This is a genomic window from Serratia proteamaculans (assembly GCF_008830365.1).
In the GTDB taxonomy this organism is placed as follows: domain Bacteria; phylum Pseudomonadota; class Gammaproteobacteria; order Enterobacterales; family Enterobacteriaceae; genus Serratia; species Serratia proteamaculans.
Genome location: NZ_WBKI01000001.1, coordinates 484,247 through 501,774, shown reverse-complemented (window position 1 = coordinate 501,774; position 17,528 = coordinate 484,247). Strand labels below are relative to the sequence as shown.

Genomic DNA, 17,528 nt, shown 5'->3' with positions numbered 1-17,528 from the left:
CCTATTGATATGAACCATAAAAAGTCATTACAGCAGAATATATCACTGTTTAAATTCTGTATCCCTTTTAATCAAAACAAAAACTCGGCAAAGCAAACAAAGTCGAAAGTTAATGCTGCATAACATTTGCAACATGGTCATTTCAATTCACGAGCGTTATATGTAACAGAATATGACAAACGTCTTGCCTCGTTGACAAAGATAGTGAACATTAACCGCCGTCATTCCATCCTATAACAACGCAGAAGGATGCAGTCCTGCATCACCTTTTGCAATTTCCCGTCTTTCTGAGTCGGGGCAGTGAAAAATCAGAGGTACCAGTGTCAACTGCAAACAACAACAGCGAACATCCTGAAAGCGTCAGTCTCAACGCCTTCAAACAGCCTAAGGCGTTTTACCTGATCTTCTCCATCGAGCTCTGGGAACGTTTTGGTTATTACGGCCTGCAAGGCATCATGGCGGTTTATCTGGTCAAGATGCTTGGCCTGAGCGAAGCCGACTCCATTACCCTGTTCTCCTCCTTCAGTGCGCTGGTGTATGGCTTCGTTGCCATCGGCGGCTGGCTCGGAGATAAAGTGCTGGGCTCCAAGCGCGTGATCGTGCTGGGTGCGCTGGTGCTGGCCGTCGGTTATGCCATGGTGGCCTACTCCGGCCATGAAATTTTCTGGGTGTATCTGGGTATGGCGACCATCGCCGTGGGTAGCGGTCTGTTCAAAGCCAACCCGTCCTCCCTGCTGTCAACCTGCTACGAGAAAGACGATCCGCGTTTGGACGGTGCATTCACCATGTACTATATGTCCGTCAATATCGGGTCTTTCCTGTCGATGTTGGCCACTCCTTGGCTGGCAGTGAAATATGGCTGGAGCGTCGCGTTCTCACTGAGCGTGGTGGGTATGCTGATCACCCTGGTCAACTTTATGGTTTGCCACAAGTGGGTGAAGAATCACGGTTCCAAGCCTGACTTTAAACCGCTGCAAGTGCAGAAACTGCTGATGGTGCTGGTTGGCGTGATTGCGCTGGTCACCCTTTCAAGCTGGCTGTTGCACAACCAGGTGGTAGCACGCTGGGCGCTGGCGCTTATTTCCATCGGTATCGTGATCGTGTTCGCCAAAGAAGCCTTTGCTCTGCACGGTGCGGCACGCCGCAAGATGATCGTTGCCTTCCTGCTGATGCTGGAAGCAGTGGTGTTCTTCGTGCTGTACGCCCAGATGCCAACCTCACTGAACTTCTTCGCCATCCATAACGTTGAGCACAACATCCTGGGCCTGGCGTTCGAACCTGAGCAGTATCAGGCGTTGAACCCGTTCTGGATCATGCTGGCCAGCCCGATTCTGGCAGCACTGTATAACAAGATGGGTGACCGTCTGCCGATGCCACACAAGTTCGCTTTCGGTATGATCCTGTGCTCCGGCGCTTTCCTGGTATTGCCATGGGGTGCCAGCTTCGCTAATGAACAGGGCATCGTTTCGGTTAACTGGCTGATCCTGAGCTATGCACTGCAGAGTATCGGCGAGCTGATGATCTCCGGTCTGGGCCTGGCAATGGTCGCGCAACTGGTGCCACAACGCCTGATGGGCTTTATCATGGGATCCTGGTTCCTGACCACGGCTGCTGCTGCGCTAATTGCCGGTAAGGTCGCTGGGCTGACTGCCGTGCCTGCCAACATTAACGATGCGCACGCTTCACTGGCTATCTATAGCCACGTGTTTATGCAGATCGGTATCGCCACCGCCGTGATCGCCATCCTGATGATGCTGACCGCGCCGAAGCTGTATCGCATGACGCTGGATACCGCAGAAGATACGCAGAAGAAAGCGCAGGCGGCCGCTGCGGCCCACTGATCGCCGGGAGTGAACCACACCTACGGGGCTATTTTGCCCCGTTTTTTATTGCAGCGAGATCGCCCTTCCCCCCCATCTATAGCCCCATAGAAATACGATCTAAAAACGTCAATCCACTTCAGCTTCAAATAAGCATCCATCGCCATAAAAATAATGTGCGTAGAAATAATTCACCTTTGAATTTTTCATCAAAGATCAAATATTGAAATTATCGCATTGTTTTTTTAACTTTTTAATTTAAAGCTCACTCATACAAGAGAAAAACAAAAAATAAATTGAGTTTAATAAACCCCGGGACTTTACTATATGATTAGTACATATATTGTCATTACCCATATACAAATATTTCACCTTATCGTAATAGCTTCACTTTAGAATTATTAACAAGGCAAACTATGAATCCCGTTAAGAGTTAGCCTTAACAAAGGTGAAAACCTGATACCGAATATAGGAATGCCAAGCGGTCACATCACTCCAAAAACTCATTTTATTTAAGGAATTCAAATGAATGAAGAAAAAGCCCTTCCTTGCCCTGGTTGCGTAATTGATAATAATAACAATGTGCAGGAATGGGGCGTCAGAGGTCATTTCGCAAAGTTTGGAAATGAGTCCTATCATATTTTAAGACTGATTGTTAATTGCATAAAGGCCACACGCGATAATGCAGAAATTCATGTCGCCACCTGCATTTGGAAAGATGATAAAACGGACGACAGTTTCTTTGACGGTGAAGACGTACTTGACGCGCTGCAGGAAGCTGCAGATCGAGGCTGTAAAATAAACCTTATCAAACCAAAGGGAGACCAAATAAAAGAGAGTGAATATAATAGCCCTACCATGAATAAAAAGCTCGATGAATTCGCATCTAATAATAAAAATGTAATCTATACTTACCCAAAACACTGGAACCATTTCAAAGGTGTAATGATCAGTTCTCTGACCTTAACAAATACGGTGTCAAAGTATTTTGGCGTTGCGAACACCAATGAGGTCGATGTTTTTTTAGTCACCATCATCACCTCTGCAAATCTATCTGAAATGGATGCCAGAAAATATCAAGACCTGACTCTAAGCTGGAACTGGGAGGATAACAAAAACGACACGCATGCTGGCTTCATTTATCATAAAACCGTTGGGTATTTTAATGAATTGATTAGTAAGTTTATAAAATATGACACTGTATTGACCTCTAAAGGGGCCCGCGGAGTTGGGGTTTTATATTACCCACGAGTATTGCGTGACAATGATAAAAATGATGATAAAACTTACGCAAAATCAGACCCTATTGTACAGTTCTTTAATAAATTTAAAAAAATAAACTCAATAAAAGTTGCAATGGCGTACTGGCAAGGTGTCAGGCCCTATGAGGGGCGATATACGTTTCGCCGCGTAGGCGTTACAGATCATTTGATTGAAAGAGTAAAAAATGAAAGTACAGAAGTATCGATCATTATCAATCAGATTGCACTTCCAGAAGACGCCACAAATCGATTGTTTTGGAACGAGAATGACCCCGTACCACAGTTAGCGCACTATAAAGAAAATGCGTTGGCTATTCCAGAGTTTTTCCGGCTCAGAGATACCATGCTAGAAAACGACAATCAATTATCTAAAGATGATGTATCAATAAGGATAGTTAACAACAATAGCCAGCAATGGACCCCCTATATTCATTCAAAGTATATGATTGTTGAGGGGGAGCCAAATGAAACAATGGAAAGTGATTTACAGGGCAGCACGGAGTTCTTGTGGGCTGGCTCCTCGAATATTGATAACTATGGTGCATGGGATAATGCTGAAATAACTATTATTTTAGGCAACGAGACACCGCAAGGATTAGCAACGATTGAGCATTATAAAGACAACTATCATGCGCTTTTCTCTATGGGCCGAGTGTTTAAGGAAGAGACGAAAATATTCGGTGGAACAAATATAAAAACACATGCAATCGAAGATATAACTTATGAATATTATAAAGAGGATGGTTCCAGGGATAGGAATAATCACAAACAATATCCATAATGCATGTAACCCGATGTAGCCCTAACAGAAAAATCGCCACCGCGTTGCAAACGCGGCGGCGATTTCACGGCTGATGACGCTTTACGCCGGTTTTCGACTCAACTGAGCCCACATGAATTCGCTGACCAGTGCGCTGTGGAAGGCCGCCTGTTTCTTGTCAGCCGCCGCGCTGTGCCCGCCCTCGGTATTCTCGTAGAAATACACCTGCGGATAGCCCATCTGCTGCATGCGTGCCGCCATTTTACGGGCGTGCGACGGATTGACCCGATCGTCACTGGTGGCGGTGTAAAACAGCACCGGCGGGTAGGACACGCCCGCTTTGATGTTGTGATACGGCGAGAAAGTTTTGATGTACGCCCACTCTTCCGCTTTGTCTGGGTCGCCGTATTCGGCAATCCAGGAAGCACCGGCAGAAAGCTGAGTATAACGCTGCATGTCCAGTAACGGCACCTCACAGACGATACAGCCGAAAAGCTGCGGGTACAGTGTCAGCATATTGCCCACCAGCAAGCCGCCGTTGCTGCCACCCCGCGCCCCCAGATGTTGTGACGATGTCACATTTCGGGTGATCAGATCCTGCGCCACGGCGGCAAAGTCTTCATAGGCACGATGACGGTTTTGCTTAAGCGCCGCCTGGTGCCAGGCCGGGCCATACTCGCCACCGCCGCGGATATTCGCCACCACATACACCCCGCCGCGCTCCAGCCAGGCCGGTGCCTTGGCTCCCATATACCCCGGTAACAACGACACCTCGAATCCGCCATAGCCGTACAGCAGCGTGGGATTACTGCCGTCCAGCTTAATGCCCTTGGCCGAGATCTGGAAATACGGCACGCGTGTCCCGTCTTTAGACTCCGTAAAGTGCTGACTGACTTGATAGCCGCTGGCGTCAAAGTCCTTCGGCCCCTGCTTGAGCAATTCCGCCTCACCGCCGTCGAGATTGCCCAGGTACAGCGAGGTTGGTTGCAGGAACCCACTGAGCGTCAGGAAATAATCGTTGGTTTCGTCATCGACGCCACCGGCAGAAATAGTGCTGATCGCCCCCGGTTTGCCCAACGGCTTACGCTGCCAGCTTTTGCCCTGCGGCGTCAGCACTTCCAGCCGGTTGACCACGTTATCCATGATGCTGAGGATCAGATGGTCACGCGTGCCGCTGTAGCCACTCAGGGCCGCCTGGGCCGTCGGAGTAAATAACACCGTCAGCTCACGCTTACCCGCCAGATAATCGTCAAAATGGGCGGCCAGCAGTGAGCCTGAAGGATAATGACTTCCCCCCACCTCCCAGTCGCTGCTCGGTTTAATCAATATCCACTCCCGGTGCGTGCTGAACTCGGCATCGGCGGGAATGTCGATTTTGACTTGTTGATCTTGCTCATTGAGCAGATAGGTTTCACGACGGTAAAAATCCAGACTGCGTCCCACGTAGTTGCGTTCAAAGCCCGGCGTCTGGTCATGATAAGCAAACACCGTCATATCCTGCGGTTGCGCCTCATACAGCGTCTGAGCGGCACTCAGCGGTGTACCACGCCGCCAGCGTTTGGCTATGCGCGCATAGCCGGACTGAGTCATCGAACCTGCACCGCAATCAGTCGCGATAAACAACGTGTCCTTATCGATCCACGAAGCCTGGCTTTTCGCCACCGGCAGCACAAAGCCATCTTTGACGAACTGCTTGCTGACCAGATCAAACTCGCGGATTTCCGTCGCGTCACCGCCATCCGGCGACAACTCCAGCAGGCAATAGCGGTATTCCGGTGCCAGCGACTGCGAACCATGGAACACCCAGTCTTTGCCCTCGGCCTTGCCCAAAGCGTCTATATCCAGCACGGTTTCCCAGACTGGTTTGGCTTTGCGGTACTCCCGCAGCGTGGTTCGTCGCCATAAGCCACGTGGGTTGGTTTGATCCTGCCAGAAGTTGTAATAATAATCGCCGCGCTTGGCGACCCACGGGATTTGGCTCTCTTTATTCAGAATATCCAGCACCTGCTTTTCCACCTGCCGGAAGCCTTCGCCCTGAGCGAAACGCGCGGTGGTCCGCTGATTTTCCTGCTTGATCCACGCCTGTGCGGCCTTGCCCTGCAGCTCTTCCAGCCATAAAAATTCATCGGTGGCGCTGGCGCCGCCTTCTGCCGCCATCGCCAGGCGGATACTGTTAGGTAATGAAGTCATTGCGAATACGGCTCCTGCGGTTTGTGCACTGAGTTTAAGAAACTGGCGTCGATTGCGGTGGGTGATTGGCAAAATCAAGCTCCCTTTGATAGTTAATAAGAATCATTTTCAATAAAGTAGGCGTTTGGTGAGGCGGAGTCAAAGCCTGCCCCAACGTCGTTAAGTCAAAATTTAGGGTAGTGGATCAAATCGTGAATACGCACCGTCTGTTGGCTGGCGTTACGGTAGGCATGGGGCCGATCGGCCTGAAAGCGCATCGCCTCCCCCTGGGTCAGGTGGTGCCACTCGCCGTCTACCGCCAGCTCCAACTCACCGCTGATGACAATCACATGCTCAATCACGCCCGGCTCGTGGGCCGATGATTCGCTGAGCGCGCCCGGCGCCAGATCGATAACGAACATGTCAAAACCCAGTTGTCGATCGAACGGGAACAACGGCACCACCCGCATATCGGCATTGTATTGATTGAACACCGGAGCATCGCCATAGCGATGCAGCGTGGCCTGCTGTTGCAGCGGCGAGATCTCCAGAAAGGCAGAAAAAGCCACGTTAAAACCGGTGGCGATTTTCCACAAGGTAGCCACCGTCGGGCTGGACTCCCCCCGTTCGATCTGCCCCAGCATCGCCTTGCTGACACCGGTGTTTTCGGCCGCCTGCGCCAGGCTCCAGCCGCGCTGCATGCGTAGCGATCGAAGCGTTTGTGCCAGATGGCCAGACAATTCCTGCATATTTTTCTCCCCTGATAGTGCGGCTGATTATAGCCACTTGTGCGCTATAACGCACGGTGCTATGCTCACCGCTCTTCGTACGTTATAACGCACAACCGTTGCCGGAGTGTGCCATGCGCCCTGCTATCTCTTTACGTCATCTGTCCCTGCCTGCCGTCATGGCTGGCTTTGTTGCGGTATTGGTCGGCTACACCAGTTCTGCCGCGATTATTTTTCAGGCTGCTGCCGCGGCCGGCGCCACGCCGTTGCAGATCGGCGGCTGGCTAAGCATGTTGGGGCTGGGGATGGGCATTACCTCGCTCGGGCTGTCGCTGTATTACCGTACGCCCATTCTGACGGCCTGGTCGACCCCCGGTGCCGCCCTGCTGGTCACCAGCCTGCCCGGCACGCCGATTAACGAAGCGATTGGCGTATTCATCTTCGCCTCCGGGTTGATCCTGCTGTGCGGCGTAACCGGGCTGTTCGCCCGGCTGATGGATTATATTCCGCAGGCCATTTCGGCAGCGATGCTGGCGGGGATCCTGCTGCGCTTTGGCCTGGATGCTTTTGCCTCGCTACAGGTCAATTTCGTGCTCAGTGCCGGAATGGGCCTGGTGTATCTGGTGACACGGCGCTATCTGGCGCGTTATGCGATTGTGCTGACGCTGCTGGTCGGGCTGGCGATTGCGGCACTGCAGGGCAATATTCATCTTTCACAGCAACCGCTGGCGTTCGCCATGCCGGAATTTATTACTCCCCACTTTAGCTGGTCGACACTGCTGGGCATTGGCGTGCCGTTCTTTGTGGTCACCATGGCGTCACAAAACGCCCCCGGCATCGCCACGCTAAAGGCGGCCGGCTACAGCGTCCCGACTTCGCCGCTAATTAGCTGGACGGCATTGACGGCGCTCCTGCTGGCGCCGTTCGGTGGGTTCTCGGTGTGTATCGCCGCCATTACCGCGGCTATCTGTATGGGGCCGGACGTGCATCTCAATCCACAACGCCGCTACATGGCTGCCGTTGCCGCCGGGGTATTTTATTTGCTGGCCGGCGTGTTCGGCGGCGTTATCGGCATGTTGTTCAGTGCATTACCCGTCGCCTTGATCCACACCATTGCCGGGTTGGCTCTGCTGGGTACTATCGCCGGTAGTCTGCAACGCGCCCTGCAGGATGAAAAACAGCGCGACGCCGCGTTAATCGCCTTCCTGATCACCGCGTCCGGCGTGACGCTGCTCGGCGTCGGCTCTGCCTTTTGGGGGATTATTGGCGGCGCAGTTGCCCATATCATCCTGTCGCTGCCGCAACGGGCAAAATAGCCCCAAAACTGCGTTCAAGTCTCGGTTCGCCCGGCAATATGTTCCCCCTTCGGCGATCTTCTGCTTAACTGAGAGGGGGAACGATTGTTGCCCCTCGGGACCATTAAGGGAGCCTTTATGCCATCTTCCGCGCAGATTGACCTGATTCAACAGATAGATGTCGCGTACCAACACTGGACTGGCGAAGGCCTGCCCGGCCCACAGGCGGCTACCGCCGAACGCTTCCCCTGGCTGCATCAACAGGCCCCCTACAGCTTGCTGGCTCACACCGGCGGCGGCGACCCGGTGTTTATCTATGCCAATCACTGTGCTCAGCAGTGCTTTGGCTATTCCTTCGATGAGTTTATCGCGTTACCTTCTAGGTTAAGTGCATCCCCGGCAGACCGCGCAGAGCGCCAGCAATTACTGGATACGGTGACTCGGCAAGGTATTGCTCAAGGGTATCGCGGCCTGCGCGTCGATAAATTCGGCGACACTTTCACTATTTATGATTGCGAGGTGTGGCAGATCCCAAACGGAGGTCAGGCCGCGCTGTTCTGGCCGCAACCCAAACGCCGCCCGGGCTGGTATAGCCACTCGGAACATGCAAATCGATAAAGGCTGGAGACAGTGCTGCTGCCGGTTTCGCCATCGTTAACGATTAAGTGACAATGTCACGAGGATAGTCATGAATGACCCTGCCGCGCTGCTTGCCCAGCGCCTGATCCGTAACTTCGAACAGGTTGAAAAAAATCACGATTCCCGCCCGCCGCTGTATGACAGCATAGGTGCCCGTTTGGGTACCGGTACTGCCGCCAGCAAGCTGGGGGCTTCCATCGATATCGTGGCACCGGGCATGCGTTCCTGCCCTTATCACTTTCACTATGCACAGGAAGAAATGTTTATCGTACTGGAGGGAACCGGCACTTTACGGGTGGCGGGCGAACACCTGCCGATCAAAAGCGGTGACATTATTTTTATCCCGCCGGGGCCGGAATACCCACATCAGATCATCAACAGTTCTGACGCGCCGTTGAAATACCTCTCCATCAGCACCCGCGAACAGCCAGAACTGGTGGAATACCCGGACTCAGGCAAGTTTCAGGCGACGGCGCTGCATGAGGGTAAACCGGTGCGCTATGTGCAACGTCCTTCAGCCTCGCTCGATTATTGGCAGGATGAACCCTGAGTCCCCTTCCGGTAGCGGGAGGTCCAACGCGCGTGCGGCCTGTTCTGCGACACGGAAATCGATATCCGCTGCCTCTCCATCCTCCATAAACCAGGCCGCAGACAACCCGGCCCAGGCGAGGATCCACTGCAGCAGACGCTGGCGATCCAGCCGGGCCAGTTGGCAGACCTGCTCTACCCGCCGGAGAAAAATATCGGGGTCGGTAGCAATACCGTAATTGGGGTTACAGAAGATATTGGCGTAGTCGAAGGCGCGTTCGCCATACAGACGTTTAGGGTCGATCACCAGCCAGCCGCGCTCGCCGAAGTCCAATACGTTGTCATGGTGAATATCGCCATGCAGCACACTCAGTTCACGCGGACTGGTCAACAGCTCCGCCGCCACCGTGGCACTGAGACGCAGCATGCCGCCGTGCGCCTGCGCCGCCGGCCACAGCGAGTTAAACCACTGATCTAAAGGGATCAGCTCCGGCAAAGGCTGAGCGCGCGGCGCATGCAGACGGGCAATCACCTGACACAGGATCGCCGTCGCCTGCCGATCATCGCCGTCTCGCACCATCTGCGGCAGAGAGAGGCCACCTTGCGCGCGTTCCAGCAAAATACCATCGTCATGCCAGGCCAGCACTCGCGCAGCGCCTTCGCCCTGCCACCAGCACATCAGTAGTCCGCCGAACTTCTCTTCCTGTTCGCGGGCAATTTTCAACATGGCGGCGCCCCCCTGATAGCGTACCGGCATCAGCAGGCTGCTGTGAGTTTCAAATGCCGGGCCGTCGGGCTGCAACTGCCAACGTTGCATATAGGGAATTAAGACCTGATTCATTACCCTGAAACGTCCTTCACAGTTATAAATGAATGTTAGTGATATTATTTAAAAGCAATAAGTCTCAGCGTACTTCCGATGTTCACCACGCCATCCTAACCAAGTTTGTTTACTTTTTTAATTAATCTCTCGGGGTTTTTACCATGACATCATTAAAGCGCATTAATTATCCGCAATTGCCGACGCCGGGCGGCCCCTATGTCCATGCGGTGCGCCATGGGGATACGCTGTATATTTCCGGACTGACGGCATTTGCCACCGAGGCTCAGGGGCAAACCACGCCGCAACAGGCGCAGGCGATTCTGGAGCAGTTGGCAACCATCGCCGCCGACGAGGGAACAAATCTCAAGGCGCTGATTAAAATAACGGTGTTCTTAACCGATATCGGCGATCTGCAGGCCATACGACCGGTACTGTTTGACTATTTTGATGGGGCGCTGCCGGCCTGTTCACTGGTCGCGGTCAGCGCATTTTTCTCACCGCAGGTTAGCGTTGAGATCGAAGCCGTCCTGGCGTTATAAGATGGGGCGCGATCACGCGCCCTCAGCCATCACCACAGCCTAAAGTGAAGAAATAACCCATCACTTTTTTCGGCGAATTTGCTGGTCCGCAACAAGATTTTCCTCTGAGATCCCTCGCGGTGAAAAACAGAACGCGGCGCACGTTTGTCTTTGCCGCCGTCAGGAAACTTCTGTTAATTTATCCTAAGAAATTTATTACCGACGAGACGTTATGCAGCAAAAGCCGGTTATGCACGAAGCCAGACAGTTAAAGCGCCTCAACGCCGCCACGCGACGGCAATCCCATATGTACAAGTGGATTGCCTTTATCGCGGCAATGGACGCGGTGCTGGTGTTTTTTTATGACCGGGATATGCGCAATATTACTTTTTCAGGCGCTGTCGCACTGGTATGCGGCTATTTGTGGATCCGCGACCGCAACAAGGCACGCGCTTACCGACGGGAGTACGATCGCAAATTTGGCAAACACAGCGGCCTTTAGCCCTGCATGGCTTCCAGCACTTTTGCACTGTCAACGATTTGCACAAACTTGATGATTTTTCCGGCGCGCAACTGATAAATATGTGCAAAGGATGCGCTGAATGATTTGCCGGTCGCGCCATAAGTGCCATGGTAGAAGCCCTGGGCGATGATGTTCTCACCGGCATCATAGAAGTGATCGACTTCGGCGCGATAACCCTGCCATTCCGTTCCCAGGCGTTGATGAACATTTTTGAAGATCGCCTCTGGACCAATATAGGTGCCGGCGTAGGGAAAGCCTGCGGCTTCGGTCCATTGCGCGTCTGGCGCCAATGCCGCCAGCAGGTTGCGGCCATTCTCCTCGGCACTGCCGCCTTCATAGGTAGCGCGTACGATTTCAAGATTCGTTGACATGGCTTTTCTCCAGTTGCATAAGCGGGATACTCCGGCCAACCCCACGGACACAGGCTTACACCAAGCGGGGATGACCGGAATAGGGACATTCTAGGTTGCTTATTCCGGTATAAAAACCGCGATTACGGCAATAGTCTATTGCAATACAGTAAACAATTATTTTACAGGTCTGTCATAACGGCCTCATCGTCGGCTGCTATGATTTTAGGTTTGCCACCCATAAGGAGCATAGCGTGCATTTTTCAACTCTGGCGCAGGAATTGCTGCAGCCGTTTTCACCTCATCAGGAATTGGCCCAGGCACTGTTGCCACTGACTCTCGATTCCGATGACGGCTCACATGACGTGGCTCATTTGCACCGCGTGTGGAAAAATACTCACACTATCAGCCAGCAGGAAGGCGGTAACCGCCGTGTGCTCTGTGCGGCCGTGCTGTTACATGATTGTGTGGCGGTGGAAAAGAACTCGCCACAGCGCCATCTGGCCTCACGCATGGCGGCGGAAAAAGCCACCCTGATGTTGACGCAACTGGGCTGGGAGCCGCAGGAGATAGCCAAAACCGCCCATGCTATTGAGGCCCACAGTTTTTCCGCCGCCATTACTCCGGAAACGCTGGAAGCCAAAATACTTCAGGATGCCGACCGCCTGGACGCCATCGGCATGATTGGCGTGGCGCGCTGTTTCTATATTGGCGGACGTATGCGCAGTGCGCTGTACGATGCTGCCGATCCGCTGGCGCAACAGCGCCAATATGACGACAAGCGTTTTTGTCTGGATCACTTCGAAACCAAACTGTTCAAGCTGCAGGAGGGTTTTCAAACCGCGACCGGCAAGAAAATGGCACTGCAACGCACCGATCGCATGCGGCGTTTTCTCAGCGAGTTGCAGGAAGAGATGTGACAAGCTGGCTCTCTCAGCATTTAGGTTACGGCAGCGGCATCTTCGGGCCTTTAATTGCTGTACACTGGTTGTCATCTTCACTGACCGGGCTACAACAATGAAAAAACTGACGCTGAAAGACATGACGGAAAGCGAGCAACGTGAAGTTAAAACCGAGCTGGATAAAGCACGCAAAAACCTCGGCCGAGCATTAACCAACGCCGAAAATAACAAGATCAAAGATGAAGTGGTGGCGCGAATTACTGCCGCCCGTGCGAAAATTGAAAAGGCCACCCGGGCCGAGCGTAAAGCCAATCGCATCCAGCCCACCGGTGAAACCTTCAACTGGACGGCCTCGATGAACAGCACCCGCCGCCCCCGATAAGACCGCCAGAAAACCCTGCCAAGGCGGGGTTTTTTATTTCCCTTTTTTATTAGCCAAACTCATCTGCACGACTTAATCATGAATAACCATGTTATCAAACGGTTGTAAATTGACAGACTCATGCAGAATATTCATTATCAGCGCATCATCTCCTCGCTTGTTTTCTTATCTGGCTTCTTATTGCTCGCACTGAAGGAACTTACTATGGCCTCATTTTCCGGTATTTGGGTGGCGCTGGTTACCCCATTTAATCATCACGCCGTCGACCTGCCTGCGACCCAACGGCTGGCTCAACATCTGATCGCCTCTGGCGTCGATGGGTTGGTGGTCTGTGGCACTACCGGTGAGGCAGCCGCGTTAAGCCAGGACGAGCAGTTGGCAGTGCTCGATGCAGTGTTGGCCGTCACCCCGGCTCATCAGGTGGTTATGGGCCTGTCCGGCAATAACATGGTCGACACCTTGCAAATGCAGCAGGCGATCCAACTGCGCGATATCGCCGGCGTATTGATCCCTGCCCCTTATTACATTCGCCCATCGCAATGCGGCCTGGTGGACTACTTCACCCAGCTTGCCGATGCCTCAAGCGTGCCGGTGATCCTCTACAACATTCCGCAACGCACCGGTATTGTGATCGAGCTGGCTACCCTGCGGCAGATCGCGCGTCACCCGCAAGTGAAAGCGATCAAAGAATGTAGCGGTAATCCTGACACCATGATGGCGCTGATTAATGACGGTGACATCGACGTACTGACCGGTGAAGATAACCTGATCCTCACTACGCTGTGTCTGGGCGGTACCGGTGCAATTTCTGCCTCTGCACACATTCACCCGCAGCGCTTTGTACAGCTGGTACAACAGGTCGCAGAGGGAGATTTGATCGCCGCCCGGGCAAATTTCTATGCCCTGCTGCCGATGATCCACCAGATGTTCAGCTTCCCTAATCCGGCACCGGTCAAAGCGGCGCTGGCACAGCAGGGGTTGATTCACAATGAGTTGCGCTCACCCATGCAAGCCGTGCCACAGGCGTTGCAACAGCAAATTGCCGATACCTTGGCGCAGTTGCAGCCGCAAGCCGAACTGATAAGTTAAATTTGTCGATTAAACCGCTGTAATTTTGACGTTATAGAGCTAGGATCACAGGTTAAGCATGCCTGTCACTCATCACTATCAAGGAGCTTTCGATGAAACTGTTCTATAAAGCCGGTGCCTGTTCTCTGTCTCCCCATATTGTTCTGCGCGAAGCGGGCCTGGATTTCACAGCGGAAAAGGTTGATCTGGCGCTGAAAAAAACCGAAAGCGGCGCGGACTACCTGGCCATCAACCCGAAAGGGCAAGTGCCGGCGCTGCTGCTGGATGATGGCAGCCTGTTGACCGAAGGCGTGGCGATTGTGCAATATCTGGCGGACCGCGTGCCGGATCGCGGCCTGATCCCCGCTGCAGGTACGCTGTCGCGTTATCATGCAATTGAATGGCTAAACTATATTGCCACTGAGTTGCACAAGGGATTCAGCCCGCTGTTTAACCCCAAAACGCCTGATGAATACAAAACCATCGCGCGGGAAAAACTGGACAAGCAGTTCGACTATCTGGATTCAGTGTTGGCGAAGCAGCATTTCTTGTTGGGCAACAAGTTCAGCGTGGCGGATGCCTATTTGTTTACCGTGATGCGTTGGGCCATCGCCCTGCAGTTTGATATCAAAAAGCGCACCCAGCTTTCGGCCTATTTTGATCGCGTGGCCGCACGACCAGCCGTAGATGCGACCTTGAATGCGGAAGGTTTGAAATAATATCTGCGCCCCGGCGCGACAATCCGCCGCCGGGGCACTTTGAGTTACAGTTTTACCGCCTTAAACTCACAGCCCGGCTGCACAATACGATCCTGAGCCGCGACCACCTGCAATTCATACTCCCCCATGGCCTGAGTCGTCAGCATCACCTCATACACCGCCGCCGTCACGTGCTCCAGCGCTTTGTCCAACGCCTCGCCCTTCAGCAAATTAACCAACAGCAGACCGCTGGTCAGATCACCGACACCGACCGGTTGACGCTCACCGAAATCTACCAGCGGACGGCTGATATGCCAGGCTTGGTCTGCCGTAACCAATAGCATCTCGAAACAGTCAAGATGGTAACCAGCGCGGCTAAGATGCTTGACCAGCACCACTTTCGGCCCTTTGGCGATCAACTCGCGTGCAGCACTAACCGCCTGCTCCACGTTGGTCACGGTGCGCTGGCTCAGCAATTCCAGTTCCAGCAGGTTGGGGGCAATCATGTCACTGCACGGCAACGCCTGCTGACAGTGAAACTCTGCCACACCCGGCGCCACGATACAGCCCTTTTCCGGATGACCCATCACCGGATCACAGAAGTACCAGGCGTTAGGATTGGCCAGCTTGACCTGGCGCACAATCTCCAGAATATGGCTGCCCTGCTCCGGTGAACCGATGTAACCACTCAGTACTGCATCGCAATGCTTCAGTTGATCAATATCCGCAATGCCCTGAGCAATCTCCGTCAGATGGCTGGCCGGCATCACGCAACCGGTCCACTTGCCGTACTGGGTATGATTGGAAAACTGCACGGTATTCAGCGACCAAACGTTAACACCCATGCGACGCATCGGAAACTCTGCAGCGCTGTTGCCTGCATGGCCAAATACCACATGGGATTGAATAGAAAGAATGTTTTTCATCAAAAACCTACTCTGAGGCCTTAAAAATAAAGGGGCCACTGAGGGCCCCTTTGCTGTGATTTTGATTACTTCCAATCAACCAGGCAGTAATGTTTTTTGCCGCGGCGCAGCAGCGTGTAGCGACCGAACAGGCGATCGGTATCGCTGAAGCTGTATTCGGCGTTGGACTGCTTCTCGCCATTGATGGTCACCGCATTGGAACCGATCATGGTGCGCGCTTGGCCGCGTGAAGGTACCAGCTCAGCGTTAACCAGCGCCTGTTGCAGATCGGCGTCACCATCAAGCTTGATGGTCGGCATGCCGTCCTGCGCCAATTGGGCAAAGTCTGCTTCGGTCATCTCGTGCAGCGCGCCAGAGAACAGGCTCTGGGTGATACGCTTGGCCGCGGCCAAACCTTCCGCACCGTGTACCATACCGGTCACTTCTTCTGCCAGAACATACTGGGCGCGTGGCGCTTTACCGCTGTTCTTGTCTTCTTCTTCCAGCGCGTTGATCTCGGCCAGATCCATAAAGGTGAAGAACTTCAGGAAACGGTATACGTCGGCATCTGCCGTGTTGATCCAGAACTGGTAGAACTTGTACGGACTGGTTTTTTCTGGTGCCAGCCAGACTGCGCCGCCTTCGGTCTTACCGAATTTGGTCCCATCGGCCTTGGTGATCAAGGGTACGGTCAGGCCGAATACCTGCTGCTGGTGCATGCGGCGAGTCAGATCGATACCGGAGGTGATATTGCCCCACTGGTCGGAACCGCCGATCTGCAGTTCAACCTGATGACGGTTGTACAGTTCGGAGAAGTCATAGCCCTGTAACAGGTTGTAGGAGAACTCGGTGAAAGAAATGCCCGAGTCGTCACGGTTCAGACGCTGCTTCACCGCTTCCTTGTTGATCATCTGGTTGACGGAGAAATGCTTGCCAATATCACGCAGGAAGGTCAGCACGTTCATACCGCCGAACCAATCGTAGTTGTTGGCGGCAATTGCGCTGTTGCTGCCGCAGTCAAAATCGAGGAACGGAGAAACCTGTTTGCGGATTTTATCCACCCACTCATTCACCGTCTCGGTGGTGTTCAACTTGCGCTCAGCCGCTTTGAAGCTCGGGTCACCAATCAGACCAGTGGCACCGCCAACCAAGGCTACCGGCTTGTGCCCGGCGAGCTGGAAGCGCTTCAGGCACAACAGAGGAACCAGATGGCCCAAATGCAAGCTGTCAGCGGTCGGATCGAAACCGCAATACAGTGCAATTGGCCCTTGCGCCAGTCGCTCTGCTAACGCTTCTTCATCCGTAACCTGGGCAACGAGGCCCCGCTCTTGCAGTTGTTTAATCAAGTTGCTGCTTGCCATCAATGACTCCATGTATAAACGAATGCACCTTTGTCGGTACACGACCTTTCGCCCACTGGCGAAATATTAAATTCAGAATAACGCATAGAATAAAGCGCCGGCGACATCAGTGCCAGCGCTTAAGGGGGATTTTCGCTGTTCAGGGTGCCAGTCGGTCAATTTTCCAGTCATTCCCGTCCCGCTGATACAGGAAACGGTCATGCAGACGGTTGGCACCGCCCTGCCAGAACTCGACGGAATCGAAATTAACCCGGAATCCACCCCAGAAACTCGGCAGTGGCACTTCGCCCTGTTGGAATTTTTGTTTCAGTTCGAGGAATTTGCTCTCCAGCACGCCACGCGCTGAAATACGCGATGACTGCTGCGACACCCAGGCACCGATCTGGCTGTCTTTCGGCCGGCTGGCGAAGTATTTCATGACTTCGAACGTGGACAAGCGCTCTGCTTTACCGAGGAAAATCACCTGACGGTCGAGCATGTGCCACGGGAACAGCAGGCTGATGTGCGGGTTATTCGCCAGTTGCTGAGCTTTGCGACTCCCAAGGTTGGTGTAGAACACCAGCCCTTTGTCATCAAAATGCTTGAGCAACACAATACGCTGGTAGGGCTGGCCGTTTTCGTCCACCGTCGCCACACACATGGCAGTCGGATCGGCCAGGCGGGCGTCACAGGCCTGTTTCAGCCAATGCTCGAACAGTGCCAGCGGATTGGCGGACAAATCGTTACGGCGCAGGCCGCCACGGGTGTATTCGCGGCGCAGGTCCGCAACATCAAATTCATTATTTTCAATCATTCGG

Annotated in this window: 18 protein-coding genes; 11 read left to right on the top strand and 7 right to left on the bottom strand. The window is 53.3% G+C overall.

The window, feature by feature from the left end:
• The first annotated feature begins 320 nt into the window (after nucleotides 1-320).
• Together dtpA and F8R23_RS02445 are read left to right on the top strand one after the other, a co-directional pair.
• A complete protein-coding gene (gene dtpA / locus F8R23_RS02450) occupies nucleotides 321-1,841 on the top strand; it encodes a dipeptide/tripeptide permease DtpA (protein ID WP_151415200.1) in 1,521 nt (506 codons plus the stop codon).
• A gap of 504 nt (nucleotides 1,842-2,345) precedes the next feature.
• Nucleotides 2,346-3,863, top strand: coding sequence for a phospholipase D-like domain-containing protein (locus F8R23_RS02445; protein ID WP_151415199.1), 1,518 nt, complete (start codon nucleotides 2,346-2,348; stop codon nucleotides 3,861-3,863).
• Nucleotides 3,864-3,944: 81 nt separating this feature from the next.
• Here the strand turns inward: F8R23_RS02445 and F8R23_RS02440 are convergent, their stop codons facing one another.
• Together F8R23_RS02440 and F8R23_RS02435 are read right to left on the bottom strand one after the other, a co-directional pair.
• Complete coding sequence (locus F8R23_RS02440) at nucleotides 3,945-6,032, bottom strand: prolyl oligopeptidase family serine peptidase (protein WP_151415198.1); 2,088 nt, start codon at nucleotides 6,030-6,032, stop codon at nucleotides 3,945-3,947.
• A 164-nt stretch (nucleotides 6,033-6,196) separates the two neighbouring features.
• On the bottom strand, nucleotides 6,197-6,760 hold the full coding sequence (locus F8R23_RS02435) for a helix-turn-helix domain-containing protein (RefSeq protein ID WP_112347496.1): 564 nt from the start codon (nucleotides 6,758-6,760) through the stop codon (nucleotides 6,197-6,199).
• A gap of 113 nt (nucleotides 6,761-6,873) precedes the next feature.
• On the opposite strand from F8R23_RS02435, the gene F8R23_RS02430 reads away from it, so the two are divergent.
• The 3 genes from F8R23_RS02430 (at nucleotide 6,874) to F8R23_RS02420 (ending at nucleotide 9,223) form a co-directional block, all read left to right on the top strand.
• Nucleotides 6,874-8,055 (top strand): benzoate/H(+) symporter BenE family transporter, encoded by a 1,182-nt coding sequence (locus F8R23_RS02430; RefSeq protein WP_129934801.1) that lies wholly within the window; start codon nucleotides 6,874-6,876, stop codon nucleotides 8,053-8,055.
• Between the two features lie 117 nt (nucleotides 8,056-8,172).
• On the top strand, nucleotides 8,173-8,652 hold the full coding sequence (locus tag F8R23_RS02425) for an MEKHLA domain-containing protein (RefSeq protein ID WP_129934802.1): 480 nt from the start codon (nucleotides 8,173-8,175) through the stop codon (nucleotides 8,650-8,652).
• A gap of 70 nt (nucleotides 8,653-8,722) precedes the next feature.
• Nucleotides 8,723-9,223 carry a cupin domain-containing protein gene (locus F8R23_RS02420; RefSeq protein WP_129934803.1) on the top strand — a complete coding sequence of 167 codons (501 nt, stop codon included), beginning with the start codon at nucleotides 8,723-8,725 and terminating at the stop codon, nucleotides 9,221-9,223.
• Here the strand turns inward: F8R23_RS02420 and F8R23_RS02415 are convergent.
• The gene (locus F8R23_RS02415) at nucleotides 9,188-10,042 is read right to left on the bottom strand and encodes an aminoglycoside phosphotransferase family protein (RefSeq protein WP_129934804.1); all 855 of its coding nucleotides are present in this window, start codon (nucleotides 10,040-10,042) and stop codon (nucleotides 9,188-9,190) included. The genes F8R23_RS02420 and F8R23_RS02415 overlap by 36 nt on opposite strands.
• A 143-nt stretch (nucleotides 10,043-10,185) precedes the next feature.
• On the opposite strand from F8R23_RS02415, the gene F8R23_RS02410 reads away from it, so the two are divergent.
• Nucleotides 10,186-10,563: a RidA family protein gene (locus F8R23_RS02410; RefSeq protein ID WP_151415197.1), complete on the top strand. Its 378-nt coding sequence runs from the start codon at nucleotides 10,186-10,188 to the stop codon at nucleotides 10,561-10,563.
• A 211-nt stretch (nucleotides 10,564-10,774) separates the two neighbouring features.
• A complete protein-coding gene (locus F8R23_RS02405; protein WP_129934806.1) occupies nucleotides 10,775-11,044 on the top strand; it encodes a hypothetical protein in 270 nt (89 codons plus the stop codon).
• Here F8R23_RS02405 and F8R23_RS02400 read toward each other — a convergent pair.
• Nucleotides 11,041-11,436, bottom strand: coding sequence for a nuclear transport factor 2 family protein (locus F8R23_RS02400; protein ID WP_129938022.1), 396 nt, complete (start codon nucleotides 11,434-11,436; stop codon nucleotides 11,041-11,043). The two genes, F8R23_RS02405 and F8R23_RS02400, sit on opposite strands and share 4 nt — an antisense overlap.
• Nucleotides 11,437-11,669: 233 nt before the next feature.
• Here F8R23_RS02400 and F8R23_RS02395 point away from each other — a divergent pair, with 233 nt between their 5' ends.
• From F8R23_RS02395 to gstA, 4 genes are all read left to right on the top strand, one after another.
• A complete protein-coding gene (locus tag F8R23_RS02395; RefSeq protein ID WP_151415196.1) occupies nucleotides 11,670-12,335 on the top strand; it encodes an HD domain-containing protein in 666 nt (221 codons plus the stop codon).
• A gap of 97 nt (nucleotides 12,336-12,432) precedes the next feature.
• Nucleotides 12,433-12,699: a DUF3811 domain-containing protein gene (gene yjbD, locus F8R23_RS02390; protein WP_085116604.1), complete on the top strand. Its 267-nt coding sequence runs from the start codon at nucleotides 12,433-12,435 to the stop codon at nucleotides 12,697-12,699.
• 204 nt (nucleotides 12,700-12,903) lie between these two features.
• Nucleotides 12,904-13,788: a 4-hydroxy-tetrahydrodipicolinate synthase gene (dapA, locus tag F8R23_RS02385; protein WP_129934808.1), complete on the top strand. Its 885-nt coding sequence runs from the start codon at nucleotides 12,904-12,906 to the stop codon at nucleotides 13,786-13,788.
• Nucleotides 13,789-13,880: 92 nt separating this feature from the next.
• Nucleotides 13,881-14,486 (top strand): glutathione transferase GstA, encoded by a 606-nt coding sequence (gene gstA, locus F8R23_RS02380; RefSeq protein ID WP_112347504.1) that lies wholly within the window; start codon nucleotides 13,881-13,883, stop codon nucleotides 14,484-14,486.
• A gap of 44 nt (nucleotides 14,487-14,530) precedes the next feature.
• Here gstA and pdxY read toward each other — a convergent pair whose 3' ends face one another.
• The 3 genes from pdxY to pdxH all read right to left on the bottom strand — a co-directional run bounded on the left by pdxY (nucleotide 14,531) and on the right by pdxH (nucleotide 17,524).
• Nucleotides 14,531-15,391: a pyridoxal kinase PdxY gene (gene pdxY / locus F8R23_RS02375; protein ID WP_129934809.1), complete on the bottom strand. Its 861-nt coding sequence runs from the start codon at nucleotides 15,389-15,391 to the stop codon at nucleotides 14,531-14,533.
• Between the two features lie 65 nt (nucleotides 15,392-15,456).
• Nucleotides 15,457-16,731 (bottom strand): tyrosine--tRNA ligase, encoded by a 1,275-nt coding sequence (tyrS, locus tag F8R23_RS02370; protein ID WP_085116600.1) that lies wholly within the window; start codon nucleotides 16,729-16,731, stop codon nucleotides 15,457-15,459.
• Between the two features lie 139 nt (nucleotides 16,732-16,870).
• Nucleotides 16,871-17,524 (bottom strand): pyridoxamine 5'-phosphate oxidase, encoded by a 654-nt coding sequence (gene pdxH / locus F8R23_RS02365; protein ID WP_129934810.1) that lies wholly within the window; start codon nucleotides 17,522-17,524, stop codon nucleotides 16,871-16,873.
• Between the last annotated feature and the right edge of the window lie 4 nt (nucleotides 17,525-17,528).